Genomic DNA, 15257 nt, shown 5'->3' on the forward strand with positions numbered 1-15257 from the left:
GGCTGGCGTTTTTTTTTAGTTTTGATATAAATCTTATTTTTTTATCTTTGAACAGATGGAAAATGACGAATTATTACACTACTTAGAAGGTTTTATTTCTGAGAATAGAAAACAACGCTTCATAGAAGTTTTAAAGTTTAGAACAAAGCATTTTACAATTGCTGTTGAAGATGTTTATCAAATGCATAATACAAGTGCTGTAATGCGAAGTTGTGAAGTTTTTGGTATCCAAGAATTAAATATTATTGAGCAAAAATACGGTAAGTCAATTGACAAACAAATAGCCATGGGAGCTCAAAAATGGGTTGATATTATTGAACATTCATCAAGTCAGGTTTGTATGGATAATTTAAGAGAAAAAGGCTATCAAATTATCGCTACAACACCTCATAACGATTCTTGTACGATAGAAAATTTTGATATTACTAAACCTTCTGCTTTGTTTTTTGGAACGGAAAAAGAAGGCTTATCTGATGAGGTAATTAATCAGGCTGATGGTTATTTAAAAATTCCGATGGTTGGTTTTACTGAGAGTTTGAATATTTCTGTTTCAGCTGCAATTATAATTCAAGATATTACCAATAGATTAAGAAATTCGGATATTGAATGGCAACTCAGTGCATCAGAAATTTTAGAAAAACGCTTGGATTGGACACGAAAAACTATTCGTGATATTGAAAACGTTGAAAGCAGGTTTAAAGTTTAATTTCTTTTTAATGCCTTATATTCTTCATAGCAACCATTTATAGCATCTAAAACTTGTAAATCGTTGGCTGATTTGATAAATGATTCAGAATAATTACATTTTTCCAATATTTGGGGAATATCTTCTTTGCTAATTTCTAATAATGATGCCAATGCTTCTCTGTCAAATTTTGTGGATAAAAGAGCTCTAATGTCATCATTAGCCTTCATTTCTTTTAGCTTTTTCATTTGCTTTGTTTTTTTGCTAAAAGTATTGTAAAGAAAGTCCACTGGATTTAAAATAGAACCTAAAACTCTACTCATTGCTGAAGGAGATTTTTCTCCAACTTCATACAATAACTTTAAACCAGCTATATTGGCAATGTAATTTTCGTTTACAGGAATTAGTTTGGTATCTACTTCTAAATAACCTGTTAAATTGTATTGCGAAACGGTTATTTCATCTAAAATGTAGATTTTTTCAGTCATTTTAACTTTCGTATCACCTCTTTTAACCCAATCATTAGTTACAATTGTTTTCACAGTCTCAAATCCGATATAAGTAAACATGATGGTATCATTAACTGTTCCTTCAATTTCAAAAGATCCATCATTATTAGATACAACACCCTTGATTTTTGTAGTATTTATGACATGAACATTTCCTAAGGGAAAAGAAGTTTCTTCATTCAGAACAACCCCTTTAATTTTAGCAACAGGCACTAAGGTGTCTTTTTTAACTTCAGTTTGAGTAAAACTTAAGTTAAAAGTTAGCATAAATAAAAAAACTACAAAATATCTCATTTCTTAGGAATAGATTGTAAAAATACAAATCTACAAGAGATATTTTGCAGTTTTTTAATAAAATTTAACTATTTATTCGCTTCTTCTTGAGCGTTTTGCTTTTTCAAAAAAACCTCTAGATTCTCCTTCGGAGCTTCTTCTTTCTCTTCTTGGAGCATCTGATGAAGAGCTTCTTCTTCTTTCACCACTTGGAGCAGCACCATCTCTTTTTGTGAAACTTCTGCTTCCAGAATCGCGGCTTCCGCTATCACGACTGCCTCTAAATCCACCACCAGAACTTCTTCCGCCGCCACTTCTTCCGTTGTGATCTCTTCTTCCAGAGTTTCTAGAACCGCCATCATTTTTTGAAATTTCAACGTTGATTCTTCTTCCATTCATGTCGTAACCATTGATTACTGACATCACTTTTTCCATGTGTTCAGCATCTGTATTGAAGAATGAAAATCCTTCTTTTACATCTACTTTGAAAACGTCATCACGACCTAAGTCTAAAGTGTCTTTTAAGAAATCTTTTAACTGCATCCAGTCAAAATCATCTCTCGATCCAATGTTGATAAAATATCTAACAGCATCACCAGCCTTGAAGTCTCTCGGTTCAGAACTGCTTCTTTCACTTCTTTCTCCAGAACCTGATAAATCACGTTTCTTTTTGTAATATTCTAAAAATCTATTAAATTCTACAGAAACTATTTTTTTAATTAATTCGTCTTTGTCTAAATCGGATAAAACATCATTAATAGCAGGTAAGTAGTTGTCAATTTCATGATCAACTTCTGTATCTTTTATCTTATTAGCTAAGTGTAATAATTGAATTTCACAAATTTCTATACCTGAAGGAATTGTTTTCTCTTCAAATTTTTGTTGGATAATTCTCTCGATTGAAGAAATTTTACGCAACTCACTTTTCGTGATAATTACGATTGATGTACCCGTTTTTCCAGCACGACCAGTTCTTCCTGAACGGTGGTTGTACGTTTCAATTTCATCAGGTAATTGATAATTTACTACGTGAGTAATATCATCTACGTCAATTCCACGTGCAGCAACATCTGTAGCTACTAACATTTGAATTTGTCTTCCTCTAAAAGATTTCATTACACCATCACGTTGTGCTTGGGATAAATCTCCGTGTAGAGCTGCAGCACTATAACCGTCTTCAATTAATTTTTCTGCAACAGATTGTGTATCACGTTTTGTTCTACAAAAAACTACTGAGAAAATATCTGGATTAGCATCTGCTAAACGCTTTAAGGCTTCGTATCTGTCACGAGCATTTACTAAATAAAACTCATGAGAAACGGTTTTTGAACCAGAATTTTTACTTCCAACAGTAACTTCAGCTGGATTGTTCATGAATTTTTTAGCAATACGAGCTACTTCAGCAGGCATTGTTGCAGAAAATAACCAAGTGTTTTTGTCTTCTGGTGTATCCGATAATATGGAAACAATATCCTCATAGAAACCCATGTTTAACATTTCATCAGCTTCATCCAAAACACAAATATTTATGTCTTTAATGTTTACCAATCCACGATTAATCATGTCTTGCATTCTACCAGGTGTTGCTACAATTACTTGTGCACCACGTTTAATTTCTCTAGCTTGTTCTGTAATGCTCGCACCACCATAAATTGCAACCGTGTTTAAACCTTTGATGTATTTTGAATACAGTTTAATTTCGTTGGTAATTTGTAAACAAAGTTCACGAGTTGGAGATAAGATTAAAGCTTGAGTGCTTCTGTCTTCAACATTTATTTTTTGAATTAGCGGAAAACCAAATGCTGCTGTTTTCCCTGTTCCTGTTTGTGCTAATGCGACTAAGTCTGTGTTTTGTTCCAATAGTACTGGAATCGCTTTTTCTTGCACTTCTGACGGATTCTCAAATCCTAGATCCTTGATCGCCAGCAGTAACGATTCATTCAGACCTAATTGTTCAAATTTATTCATAAAGTATTTTAAATTGGGTGCAAAGGTAGGCTTTATAAATCGGATAAACTAATTTCTTTGTAATTGATTTTCAATAAGTTGTAAAATACAATTTTAGTTTACGTATCTTTTATTGGCTTTTTATCAAAAAAAAGATTAAATATTTAGTAAATATTCAATTAATTGCTTAACGGCTAATCCTCTGTGACTTATGATAGCTTTTTCTTCTAAAGATAATTGAGCAAAGGTGCGAGTGTCATTTTCTGCTACAAAAATTGGGTCGTAACCAAAACCTTTGGTTCCGATTTTTTCTTTTATGATGTTTCCTTTTACGATTCCTGTAAAAAGATGTTGTTTTTCATTAATGTTTAATGCAATAACGGTTTTAAATTGCGCTTTTCTATTGAATTTGTTTTCCAAATTTGAAAGTAATTTATCCATGTTGTCATTAGCATCTTTTTGTTCTCCTGCATATCTGGCTGAATAAACTCCAGGTTCACCATTCAAAGCATCAACTTCTAAACCAGTATCATCTGCAAAACAATCATAACCGTATTTTTCGGTGACGTAATTGGCTTTTAAAATCGCATTTCCTTCAATAGTATCAGCTGTTTCAGGAATATCTTCTGTACAACCAATATCTTCTAAACTCAAAATAGTAATAGATTCAGGAAGCATTTGCTGAATTTCTTTAATTTTATTTGGATTGTTGGATGCGAAAACTAATTTCATTTCTTTTTTGGTTTCAGGTTGTTTCAAAAGTATTTGAACTTGGAATTTTTTAGTTTTGGAATTTCCTAAAAAGTACAAAAGCCGACCTGGAGCGATCGACTTTTATGATGAACGTGTAACCACATTGCTGTGTCGTTCGGTGCAAATATACGTTCATTATTTATTAATTCTATAATTTTCTGAACTTTTTTTCGAGTTAGTGATGGGAACGGCATCCTTTTGTGGTTTGATTTTTTATTTAAAAAAAGCAAACTGCAAAAGATATAGTGGACAGCACGTTGCAAAACAAACAGTTAGTGATTTTAAGTACCGTTTGTCCTGTTTTGCAAACTCCCAAAAATAAATTATTATAATCTTTTTTTTATTTGTATTTTTGCACCGTTTTTAAAACTATATTTTAAGATATTATGGTAAAAGATTTATTTGCAAGAATACAAGATAATAAAGGTCCATTAGGAAAATGGGCTTCACAAGCTGAAGGTTATTTCGTTTTTCCTAAATTGGAAGGAGAATTGGGTCCAAGAATGACTTTTAAAGGTAAAGAAGTACTGAACTGGTCTATAAACGACTATTTAGGTTTAGCTAATGATCCAGAAGTAAGAAAAGCAGATGCTGATGCTGCACTTCAATATGGTGCTGCTTATCCAATGGGTGCGCGTATGATGAGTGGTCATACGGACATGCACGAGCAATTAGAAAACGAATTGGCTGCTTTTGTTAAAAAAGAATCAGCATATTTATTAAATTTTGGTTATCAAGGAATTATGTCGTGTATTGACGCTTTGGTTACTAAAAATGATATTATTGTTTATGATGTAGATGCTCATGCTTGTATCATTGACGGTGTGCGTTTACATATGGGAAAACGTTTTACTTACAAGCACAACGACTTGGAAAGTATGGAAAAAAACTTGCAACGTGCTACAAAAATGGCAACTGAAACAGGTGGAGGAATTCTATTCATTACTGAAGGTGTTTTTGGAATGCGTGGTCAACAAGGTAAGTTGAAAGAAATTGTGGCTATGAAAGAAAAGTACAATTTCCGTTTGTTGGTTGATGATGCACATGGTTTTGGTACATTAGGTAAAACAGGTGCTGGAGCAGGTGAGGAACAAGGATGTCAAGATGGAATTGATGTTTATTTTTCAACTTTTGCTAAATCTATGGCAAGTATCGGTGCTTTTTTAGCAGCTGACAAAGATATTATTGATTATTTAAAATATAATTTACGTTCGCAAATGTTTGCAAAATCATTACCGATGATTCAGACTGTTGGAGCTTTGAAACGTTTGCAATTATTACGTGATAATCCAGGTTTAAAAGATAAATTATGGGTAAATGTAAATGCGTTACAAAATGGATTGAAAGAAAAAGGATTTAATATTGGTGATACCAACACTTGTGTAACTCCAGTTTATTTAGAAGGTTCAATTCCGGAAGCAATGGTTATGGTAAATGATTTGAGAGAAAATTATAATATTTTCTTATCTATTGTAGTTTATCCGGTTATTCCAAAAGGGATTATATTATTGAGAATGATTCCAACAGCTTCTCATACGTTAGAAGATATTGAAATTACTTTAAATGCTTTTGATGCCATTAGAGAGAAATTAGTAAATGGTACTTACAAACAAATTGCTGAAGCTACTAAAGTTGACTTAGACGCTTAGTGAATTTAGAAGTCAGAATTTAGAATTCAGAAATATATCAAAAAACCCATTAATGCAGAATTAATGGGTTTTTTTGTGCTTTGAATTGACAAATTTAAGAGTAGTAAATATACTTTAATTATCTAAGTTTTTATCATTAATAGAAGTTTTGGATTTTTTCATTACACTATCTCTTAATTGTAATAATTCACGTTTTTGATCTTCCGACAATTCATCAGCACAACTAGAATATTTTTCATAAAAGCTCCCAAAAAGTTGAAAATCTATTTTTTTATTACTGGCAGCGTTTTCTAGTTCATACTTTAACTCATTGTATGTTTTGTTGGCTTCTCTTTTTTTATGATTTTTATAGCTTGTACGTAAAATAATGACCGTAAATAGAACTACGACTGTTAAAAAAATCAGGATTAATTTCAAAGTAAACTTCTTCATTTATAGTTTTTTGATGTAGGTTTTTCTTCTTCTAAATATTTCCGGTTGAAAATGTTTCCAAATTTGTTGAATGGCTATATTATCCTCTAATTCGGGAGTTCTAACGCAAACTTCAATTCCTTTTTTGGTAAAATTCTCGTGAAATTCATTAAATAATATAGCGGTTACTCCTTTGCTTTGATAGTCAGGTTTTACACCAATTAGATAAAATAATACTTCTTTACTTTCTTTTTTGGCTTTTAATAAATGAAATATACCGAAAGGGAATAGTTTTCCATTCGCTTTTTGTAATGCTTTTCCAAAACTTGGCATCACAATTCCAAAGGCAACCATTTCTTGATTTTTATCCACAACAAACTTGATGTATTCAGGATTAATAAAACTGATGTATTTTTTCTTGAAGTATTCTTTTTGAATATCAGTTATGGCTACAAATGAAGATAAACTGGCATAAGAATCATTAAAAAGATCAAACATCTTATCTACATAAGGCATTAAATCTTTGGTTTTGGTGAAGTTTAGAGGTTTCAATTCGTACCTTCTTTTAATTAATTCTTGTGCTTTATAAAAAAATTCGGGCTTGATGTTTTTAAAAAGCATTCTGTTTTCAACATATTCTTTTTCAATTTCATAGCCCAAATGCACCAAATGATCTTTGTAATAAGGAAAATTATACCAAGTTATCATCGAACCAATTGTATCAAAACCTTCTGTCATAACACCAACTTTATCTAAATTTGAAAATCCCATAGGACCTTCAATATGTTCTAGTTTGTGTTTTTTCCCTAATTCTTCCACCTTGTTGAGTAAGGCTTTTGTAACTTCTAAATCATCAATAACATCCCACCAACCAAAACGGACTTTTTTCTTGTTTTGAAGATTGACTTCATTCCAATTGATGATGGCAGCAATTTTGCCTACTATTTTATTGTTTTTATAGGCCAAATAAAAATAAGCTTCGGCTGTTTCAAATGCTGGATTTTTATCTTTATCAAATGTTTCTAATTCGTCAGCTTTTAATGGGGGCACCCAATAAGGATGATTTTTATATAAATCAAAAGAAAATTGAACAAACAGTTTGAGTTCTTTTGGGGTAATAGCTTGTTTTATTTCAATCATTTATTCTTCTTTTGTAGGTAATTCTTTAGCTTCTTTATCTTTTCCACCCTTAGCACTTTTATTGGCTTTGTCTTTTTTATAGTTTTCAGGTGTTTTGATAAGTACATCTTTATAGTTTTTTTCAAATCTCCAAGAGAAACCTATTCCTCCGTAAGTCAGAGCAGGTGTGTCTTTGATATTTTTTGAAAACGAGGCATCAATTTGCATGCTTTTATTAAGAAGATAGGCGCCGCCAACTCTAAAAACGCCATCACTGTATAAATTACCGCTATAAGCTTGGGCTTCAAGAAAAGCCGACCATTTTTGATTAATTCCATGAGTTAAGGTAACAATACCACCTAGATTTTTGTAATCAGATGTAAATTTATCATAAATCAAATTGGTTACTAAAACCCACCTTGTTCCAAAAGTATTTTGCGTTGCGACTAATATTTTTGGACTTATTTTTTCTTCAACAAGTCTTGAATTATAATTAAAAGGATTATCAGAAAAGTTAATATTTGCTCCAACAAATACAGAAACGGCCGGAATTAATTGTCTCCATTTGAATTTTTGATTGGCTTTCCAACTTTTGATGTTGACTTTTTCAACATAATATTTGTAGGGATCGTAAAGTAAATATTTGGCACCAAAAACAGTAGTTCTTAAGGCACTTCTATCATAATTTCTAATAGGACTTTGGTAAGTGTCATTTTGATATTGTAGTTCAGCAACAACCTCTAATTCTTCTTTAAAAACACCCCATCTTGCAGTAAAATCTAATCCAAAACCGTTGGCATTATAACCCAATAAACTGTGTTCTTCTTTTATTCCAAAAATTCCAGTTTCAACTTGAATAACCGATTTACCGACAGAAAAAGCCATCATGGATTTTCCTGGTCTGTTGGAGTTAATAACATCAGTATGCTGCGAAAAACTTTTAACAGTTGCCAAAGAAGTAAGGAGTAAGAAAACTAATAGCCTTGGTTTTATGTTTATATAATTCATTGGTGAGAGGTCTTTTTATGATATCGTTTTTAAACTGCTTTATTTGTTTATAACAACGTGTTCTTATTGCGATTTCGTATTTATAGTATTGGTTTTTCAAAAGTAGTTAATTTATAATAATTTTAAGAAACAAAAAATATGTTTTTGTAACTAATAGTAGTATTTTTGAATTTTAAATTATGATACCCTTGGCAGAAGCAAATTTTTATTCCTTTCTAAGAACGTTAGCAATAATAATATTAGTTTATTATTTATTTAAATTTTTTGTTAGAATTTTTGCACCTATTTTAGTACAAAAGGCTTTGAATAAAGTCAAACAAAAAGTTGAAGATCAGATGAATCAGCAACAAGCAAACTATCAATCTAATACAAACTCTTCAAAACAAGAAGCTTCTTTTCCTAAAGAAAAAAAGAAAGTGGGTGAATATATTGATTACGAAGAAGTAGATTAACCTCAAATATAAGTTTACTAGAAAGGATATTTTAACAATATCCTTTTTTTATTTACTTTAGCACAAATATTATTTTATAGATTATTTATGAAAAATCTTCAGAAGTTTTTACCGCATTTAATGGCCGTTTTAGGTTTTGTATTAGTAGCTGTATTTTATTTTTATCCAATATTAAAAGGACAAAAAATATACCAATCCGATATTGTTCAATTTACGGGTATGGCAAAAGAGCAAAACGATTTTAGAGCGGAAGAAAAACAAGAACCTTTTTGGACGAATAGTGCTTTTGGTGGCATGCCCACTTATCAATTAGGAGCAAAATATCCCCATGATTTTGTTGGAGGTTTAGATGATGTTTTAAGATTTTTACCGAGACCAGCCGATTATTTATTTTTATACTTCTTAGGATTTTATATTTTGTTAATGGTTTTAAAAATAGATCCTCTAAAAGCCTTTTTTGGAGCTTTAGCTTTTGGGTTTTCAACATACTTGATCATAATTTTAGGAGTTGGTCACAATGCAAAAGCACATGCCATAGCTTACATGCCAATGGTTTTAGCAGGAGTTCTTTTGGTTTTTAGAAAAAAATACGTTGTAGGTGGATTGCTTACCATGATTGCTGCTGCTTTAGAAATCAATGCCAATCACTTCCAAATGACTTATTATTTGTTGTTATTGCTTTTAATCGTTTCCATTTATTATTTGGTTAATTTCATTAAAGAAAAAGATTTTAAAGGTTTTGCAAAAGTGTTAGGAGTATTTGTAATTGCTGGAGTTTTAGCTGTAGGTACCAATGCAACTGCTTTATTAGCCACCTCAGAATATGCAAAATTTTCTACTCGTGGAGAAAGTGAATTGACTTTTGAGCCGGATGGTTCCAAAAAAGTATCAACTAATGCCATGAGTTATGATTATATTACAGAATACAGTTACGGAATTGCAGAAAGTTTAAATTTAATAGCACCAAGACTTTTTGGTGGATCTAATGGAGAAGATTTAGGACAAGATTCTGAGATGTATCAGTTCATTTTAAACAAAGGTGCTAGTCCCGAACAAGCAGCAGAAGCAGTTTCAGAAATGCCCGCATATTGGGGAGAACAACCTATTGTTGCTGCACCAGCTTATGTTGGAATTATTGTTTTCTTTCTAGCAATTTTATCTTTATTTGTAGAAAAACGAAAAATAAAATATGTACTAATTACAGGTGTTTTAGTTTCTTTAATGCTTTCATGGGGAAAAAACTTCTCGCTTTTAACCGATTTTTTCATCAACTATGTTCCTTTGTACAATAAATTTAGAGCAGTATCTTCCATTCAAGTAATTTTAGAATTATGCTTACCTGTTTTAGCTGTTTTGGGATTGTATGGATATTTTAAAGCAGATGATTCAAAAAAATGGAATTCATTATGGAAATCATCAGCTCTTGTTGGAGGAATTTTAGTTTCTTTATTTTTATTCAAAGGAAGTTTTGATTTCACTGGAGGTTCGGATGGCTATTTTTCAGAGGCTTATGGAGCTGACTTTGTTCGTGTTTTAAAAGAAGACCGAGCCTCTTTATTTGTCAATGACATTTTACGAGCTTTAGGCTATTTATCCGTAGTTTTTGGAGTAATGTATTTAGGAATAAAAAATATACTTTCTCATAAAACTACTCTTATTCTTGTTGGTTTGGTAATGGTTTTAGACTTGTTTTTTACCGACAAAAATTATGTAAATAAAGACAATTTTAAATCAAAACGAGAAGTCGATATGCCTTTCCAAATGACAGAAGCCGATCGAAATATTTTAGAGGACACAACACATTTTAGGGTTTTTGAAGCTGCAGGAAACATGAGTAGCGCCAGAAGTTCTTATTTCCATAAATCGCTTGGAGGCTACAGTGCTGTGAAGCCTAGAAGAATGCAACAGATGTTTGATTATCAAATTGCAAAAAACAACCTTCAAGTGTATAATATGTTGAATACCAAATATATCATACAAACTAATGATCAAGGGGAAGATGTTGCTTTATTAAATCCAGATGCAAATGGTAACGCTTGGTTTATTAAAAAATTGAAAGTAGTAAAAACAGCTGACGAAGAAATGAAAGCTTTAGATAGTTTAAGATCTAAAGATGAAGCAGTAGTTCAATCAAATATTAATAGTTATGTTGGTTCTTTAAGTCAGAATGAGTTTAATAGTTTTATAAAAAATCAAAATTATCAAAGAGATTCCATAGCTAAAATTGATTTAGTAGAATACAAACCCAATCATTTAAAATACAAATCAAATAATTCTAATAAAGGTTTAGCAGTGTTTTCTGAAATGTATTATGAAAAGGGTTGGAATGCTACCATAGATGGAAAAGAAACTCCAATTTATAGAGTAAATTATGCTTTAAGAGGTTTAGAAGTTCCTGCTGGAAATCACTCAATAGAATTCAAATTTGAACCACAAGTGGTAAAAACTGGAAGTACGATTGTATTGTTTAGTTCCATTGGTATGTTGTTGTTATTGATTGGTGGAATATATTTAGAGACTAAAGAAGAAAGAGGCAAGAAGAAAGAGTAAACACAATCTTATCATGCTGAATTTATTTCAGCATCTCAAAAATAATTTAGAAGCTGAAACAAGTTCAGCTTGAAAGATAATATCGATTAACGATTTAAGAATAACGATTTTTGATTTAAGATTAAATCATAAACCCTTTTAACCTAATAACCTTTTAAACTTTTAACCAAAACAACCTGAAACAAAAAAAACAAATACTAATCATCAGTTATTATTGGCCTCCAGCTGGTGGACCAGGAGTACAGCGTTGGTTAAAATTTGTGAAATATTTACCTGATTTCGGAATCGAACCTATTGTTTATATTCCAAAAAATCCGACTTACCCTTTGTTGGATGAGAATTTGGTTAAAGAAGTTTCAGATAAAGCAACAATTATAAGTCAACCCATTTTTGAACCTTATGGCTTTGCTTCTTTTTTATCGAAAAATAAAACTAAGAAAATCAGTTCAGGAATTATACCAAATAAGAAAAAACAATCTTTTGTAGAAAGAACCTTGCTGTGGATAAGAGGAAATATGTTCATTCCAGATGCACGGATTTTTTGGGTAAAACCATCTATTAAATTTCTTCAAAAATATATTATGGAAAATAATATTGAAACGATAATTACAACTGGTCCACCTCATAGTGTTCACTTGATTGGATTAGGTTTGAAAAAACAAAATAATATCCAATGGATTGCTGATTTTCGAGATCCTTGGACGACAATTGGTTATCATAAAGCTTTGAAATTATCAAAAAAATCAGCTCAAAAGCATAAAGATTTAGAAAAAGAAGTCATGAACAGTTGCGACCAATTAATTGTAACTTCACCAACTACAAAAACTGAATTTAAACAAATCACTTCAAAACCCATTGAAGTCATTACAAATGGTTATGATATTGAAAATGTTGTCAAAAAACCAATGGATTCAAAATTTACATTAGCACATATTGGTTCGTTTTTATCAGAAAGAAATCCAAGAATATTATGGAAATCTTTATCAGAATTAATCAAAGAAAATAAAGACTTTGCAAACGATTTTCAATTAAAACTAATTGGTGCAGTTAGCAAAGAAGTTTTGGAAACTATAAAAGAATTTCGATTAGAAAATTATGTAAATCATTTGGGTTATGTTTCGCACAATGAAGCTTTACAAGCACAAAGAAGTACACAAGTTTTGTTGTTAATCGAAATTGATTCAGAAGATACAAATTGCATCATTCCTGGAAAATTATTTGAATATATGGTTTCGGAAAGACCAATTTTAGCCATTGGACCAGAACAAGCAGATTTCAAAAACATCATTAAAGAAACCAACACAGGAACATTTTTCACCTATCAAGAGAATGAAGCTTTAAAATCACAAATAGAGACGTATTACAATCAATTCAAGGAAAACACGTTAAAAGTTAATGCGATTGGTATACAAAAATATAGCCGAAAAAAACTAACCGAACATTTAGCCAAACTCATAACCCATAATTCATAATTAATTATTAATAATTCATAATTCAAAAAATGGGAATCGTCCTGAATCAATCTTTAAAAAACACCGTTATCACTTACATTGGTTTTGCCATTGGAGCGATAAATACGTTGTATATGTACGTTCAGTTTTTGGGCGATACCTATTATGGATTGGTGGGTTATATCTTGTCTGTAGCCAATATTATGATGCCTTTGATGGCTTTTGGAGTTCATAATACCTTAGTCAAATATTTTAACGAATATAAAACAGAAGAAGAAAAATCAATTTTTTTAACTTTTGTACTTTTTTTACCCTTATTATTGATTCTTCCGTTTTCATTGATTGGATATTTTGGCTATCATCAAATGGCGACTTTCTTATCTGAAGAAAATCCAATTGTTTATGATTATGTATGGCAAATTCCTGTAATTGGACTTTGTATGGGATATTTTGAAATATTTTATGCTTGGGTAAAAGTCCATTTGCAATCGGTTTTAGGAAATTTTATTAAAGAAGTCTTCTTAAGAATTCTGGTAACTATCAGTCTTTTTGCAGTGTATTTAAATTGGATAACTCCTGTAGATTTTTTGTATTCATTAATGGGTATTTATTTCTTTGCCATGTTAGTCATGAAAATTTACGCTTATAAAGTTAGATTTCCTTCGTTTAAATTTAAAATTCCGACAAATGCAAAAGCGATTATCACTTACAGTTTGTTCATTATTTTAACTGGTGGAATTGCCAACCTATTTCTAGAAATCGATAAATTTATGTTGAATAATTATGTTAAGATAGAAAACATTGCTTATTATTCTGTTGCGATTTTTATTGCTACTGTAATAGCTGTTCCAAGTCGAGCCATGCATCAAATTACCTATCCAATTACTGCTAAATTAATGAGTGAAAACAAACATGATGAGCTAAATGACTTATACAAAAAGACTTCAATTACCTTACAAATTATTGGTGGTTTGATATTTTTAGGCATTTTGGTAAACATTAATCAGTTGTATTTATTATTACCTAAAGAATATTCTGGAGGAATTTTTGTTGTTTTTACCATTGGTTTATCTAAATATTTCGATTTGATATTAGGAAATAATAATGCTATTATTTTCAATTCGAAATATTATAAAACGGTTTTATTTTTAGGAGTTTTGTTGGTGACTTTAACGGTGGTTTTAAACATGATTTTTATTCCACTTTACGGACTAAAAGGAACGGCTTTTGCAACTTTAATTTCCATATCCTTATACAGTTTAGCTAAATTGCTTTTTGTGGTAAAACGAATGAATTTATTTCCGTTTACATGGAATACTCTCATAGCTTTTGGAATAGAATTAGTTTGTTTTTTAGGATTTTATTTCTGGGAATTTTCGTTTCATCCCATTCTCAATATTTTAATAAAATCTGTTTTAGTTGCTATAGTATATACATTTTTAAGCTACAAATTTAAATTATCTTATGATATTAATTTAGTTGTGGATGTAGTTTTAAATAAATTTAAGAAATAAAAAATCCTGCTAACATTCTTGTTAACAGGACTTTTAAAACAAACTAACTAACCAAACTATCTTTTTCTCTCTTTTTCGTCTTTTTTAATTTCAATAATGTCTGAATCATCCATTTTTACTTTACTACCATCTTTTTTGTAATAATAAAAATCTTCATTATTGTTATTATTGAAACTATTATGATTTTCATAACCTGAATTTCCTCCAAAGTTGTAAGTATTTCCTGTTGAAAAATTGTTTACAAATCCAACTACATCAATAATTTGACCTCTTCTGTTGTAGAAAATTTTCATTCCACCTACTTGTTTCAGCGCAAAACTGTTGTATTTCATGTAAACAGAACCAACTCTTTTTACTCTTCCATATGCATCATAGTTTATGAAAACGTTTCCTACACGTCTCACACGACCTTGATTATCATGTTCTACACGAACTCCAGATGCTGGACCATAAAATGAATTTGAAACTGTTACTGTTCGCACCCCTGGAGCACCATAAGTACGATTCATACTTTGTGTGCGGCCTCTTGTTGATGAAACGGTTGGTTGTGTATTAAAATCAAATTGACCATCTAAAAAGATAAAGAATTCAATTCCTCTCTCTTTGAATACAATTGGGTCAGCATCTCTATAATCTGTAATAAAGCGATAACCTTCTTCGTTTCCAATAAATACATTTTTCTCTGATGCGATAGTTGCATTACTCATAAGTAATAAACTTGCTACTAAAAGTGTAATTTTTTTCATGACTTCTATAATTTAAGGTTAAACAATACAACAATTTTAATTTTATTGTTGTTTGATTACTTAAATCCAATAGCTGTGCCAGAATACGTTAAGCAGTTGTCAATGAGTTGTTAATGAGTTTTAAGTGTTTGGAAGTTAGAAAGTTAAATTTGTTTCAGATTGTTTTTTTAGTTTCAGATTGTTTAAAAAA

General features: G+C 30.7%; 13 protein-coding genes. 6 read left to right on the forward strand and 7 right to left on the reverse strand.

All coding sequences use genetic code 11. The annotated features are described in order from the left end of the window. The first annotated feature begins 55 nt into the window (after positions 1–55). Positions 56–706, forward strand: a complete 651-nt coding sequence (locus ACTF56_RS01680; protein ID WP_438965171.1) for a TrmH family RNA methyltransferase — start codon at positions 56–58, stop codon at positions 704–706. On the opposite strand, the gene ACTF56_RS01685 is transcribed toward ACTF56_RS01680, so the two are convergent. The 3 genes from ACTF56_RS01685 to ACTF56_RS01695 form a co-directional block, all read right to left on the reverse strand. After that, positions 703–1488 (reverse strand): carboxypeptidase-like regulatory domain-containing protein, encoded by a 786-nt coding sequence (locus tag ACTF56_RS01685; RefSeq protein WP_438965172.1) that lies wholly within the window; start codon positions 1486–1488, stop codon positions 703–705. The genes ACTF56_RS01680 and ACTF56_RS01685 overlap by 4 nt on opposite strands. A 72-nt stretch (positions 1489–1560) precedes the next feature. After that, complete coding sequence (locus ACTF56_RS01690) at positions 1561–3435, reverse strand: DEAD/DEAH box helicase (protein ID WP_438965173.1); 1875 nt, start codon at positions 3433–3435, stop codon at positions 1561–1563. A 135-nt stretch (positions 3436–3570) separates the two neighbouring features. Then, positions 3571–4146: a non-canonical purine NTP diphosphatase gene (locus ACTF56_RS01695; protein WP_438965174.1), complete on the reverse strand. Its 576-nt coding sequence runs from the start codon at positions 4144–4146 to the stop codon at positions 3571–3573. A gap of 407 nt (positions 4147–4553) precedes the next feature. Between ACTF56_RS01695 and ACTF56_RS01700 the strand changes: the two genes are divergently transcribed. Then, complete coding sequence (locus tag ACTF56_RS01700; RefSeq protein ID WP_438965175.1) at positions 4554–5816, forward strand: aminotransferase class I/II-fold pyridoxal phosphate-dependent enzyme; 1263 nt, start codon at positions 4554–4556, stop codon at positions 5814–5816. Positions 5817–5930: 114 nt separating this feature from the next. Here the strand turns inward: ACTF56_RS01700 and ACTF56_RS01705 are convergent, their stop codons facing one another. Genes ACTF56_RS01705 through ACTF56_RS01715 form a run of 3 tightly spaced genes read right to left on the reverse strand, consistent with a single transcriptional unit; the run spans position 5931 to position 8354 of the window. Further along, positions 5931–6248: a hypothetical protein gene (locus tag ACTF56_RS01705; protein ID WP_438965176.1), complete on the reverse strand. Its 318-nt coding sequence runs from the start codon at positions 6246–6248 to the stop codon at positions 5931–5933. Beyond that, a complete protein-coding gene (locus ACTF56_RS01710) occupies positions 6249–7367 on the reverse strand; it encodes a GTP cyclohydrolase (protein ID WP_438965177.1) in 1119 nt (372 codons plus the stop codon). It abuts the gene before it with no gap. Then, positions 7368–8354, reverse strand: coding sequence for a transporter (locus tag ACTF56_RS01715; RefSeq protein WP_438965178.1), 987 nt, complete (start codon positions 8352–8354; stop codon positions 7368–7370). It abuts the gene before it with no gap. Between the two features lie 302 nt (positions 8355–8656). On the opposite strand from ACTF56_RS01715, the gene ACTF56_RS01720 reads away from it, so the two are divergent. The 4 genes from ACTF56_RS01720 (at position 8657) to ACTF56_RS01735 (ending at position 14321) form a co-directional block, all read left to right on the forward strand. Continuing rightward, a complete protein-coding gene (locus tag ACTF56_RS01720) occupies positions 8657–8806 on the forward strand; it encodes a hypothetical protein (RefSeq protein WP_438965179.1) in 150 nt (49 codons plus the stop codon). An 87-nt stretch (positions 8807–8893) separates the two neighbouring features. Next, the gene (locus tag ACTF56_RS01725; RefSeq protein ID WP_438965180.1) at positions 8894–11356 is read left to right on the forward strand and encodes a YfhO family protein; all 2463 of its coding nucleotides are present in this window, start codon (positions 8894–8896) and stop codon (positions 11354–11356) included. A 176-nt stretch (positions 11357–11532) separates the two neighbouring features. Next, complete coding sequence (locus tag ACTF56_RS01730) at positions 11533–12828, forward strand: glycosyltransferase family 4 protein (protein ID WP_438965420.1); 1296 nt, start codon at positions 11533–11535, stop codon at positions 12826–12828. A 29-nt stretch (positions 12829–12857) separates the two neighbouring features. Beyond that, positions 12858–14321: a lipopolysaccharide biosynthesis protein gene (locus ACTF56_RS01735; protein WP_438965181.1), complete on the forward strand. Its 1464-nt coding sequence runs from the start codon at positions 12858–12860 to the stop codon at positions 14319–14321. Between the two features lie 56 nt (positions 14322–14377). Here ACTF56_RS01735 and ACTF56_RS01740 read toward each other — a convergent pair whose 3' ends face one another. Further along, positions 14378–15067, reverse strand: coding sequence for a hypothetical protein (locus ACTF56_RS01740; RefSeq protein ID WP_438965182.1), 690 nt, complete (start codon positions 15065–15067; stop codon positions 14378–14380). Positions 15068–15257: the final 190 nt, after the last annotated feature.

This window comes from Flavobacterium sp., from assembly GCF_965657075.1.
In the GTDB taxonomy this organism is placed as follows: Bacteria; Bacteroidota; Bacteroidia; order Flavobacteriales; family Flavobacteriaceae; genus Flavobacterium.

Bases quoted from the DNA above. Each gene is read 5' to 3' on its own strand.
- ACTF56_RS01700 (WP_438965175.1), top strand. From the start codon at position 4,554: ATGGTAAAAGATTTATTTGCAAGAATACAAGATAATAAAGGTCCATTA.
- ACTF56_RS01725 (WP_438965180.1), top strand. From the start codon at position 8,894: ATGAAAAATCTTCAGAAGTTTTTACCGCATTTAATGGCCGTTTTAGGT.
- ACTF56_RS01695 (WP_438965174.1), bottom strand. From the start codon at position 4,146: ATGAAATTAGTTTTCGCATCCAACAATCCAAATAAAATTAAAGAAATT.
- ACTF56_RS01740 (WP_438965182.1), bottom strand. From the start codon at position 15,067: ATGAAAAAAATTACACTTTTAGTAGCAAGTTTATTACTTATGAGTAAT.
- ACTF56_RS01715 (WP_438965178.1), bottom strand. From the start codon at position 8,354: ATGAATTATATAAACATAAAACCAAGGCTATTAGTTTTCTTACTCCTT.
- ACTF56_RS01690 (WP_438965173.1), bottom strand. From the start codon at position 3,435: ATGAATAAATTTGAACAATTAGGTCTGAATGAATCGTTACTGCTGGCG.
- ACTF56_RS01685 (WP_438965172.1), bottom strand. From the start codon at position 1,488: ATGAGATATTTTGTAGTTTTTTTATTTATGCTAACTTTTAACTTAAGT.
- ACTF56_RS01710 (WP_438965177.1), bottom strand. From the start codon at position 7,367: ATGATTGAAATAAAACAAGCTATTACCCCAAAAGAACTCAAACTGTTT.
- ACTF56_RS01735 (WP_438965181.1), top strand. From the start codon at position 12,858: ATGGGAATCGTCCTGAATCAATCTTTAAAAAACACCGTTATCACTTAC.
- ACTF56_RS01705 (WP_438965176.1), bottom strand. From the start codon at position 6,248: ATGAAGAAGTTTACTTTGAAATTAATCCTGATTTTTTTAACAGTCGTA.
- ACTF56_RS01680 (WP_438965171.1), top strand. From the start codon at position 56: ATGGAAAATGACGAATTATTACACTACTTAGAAGGTTTTATTTCTGAG.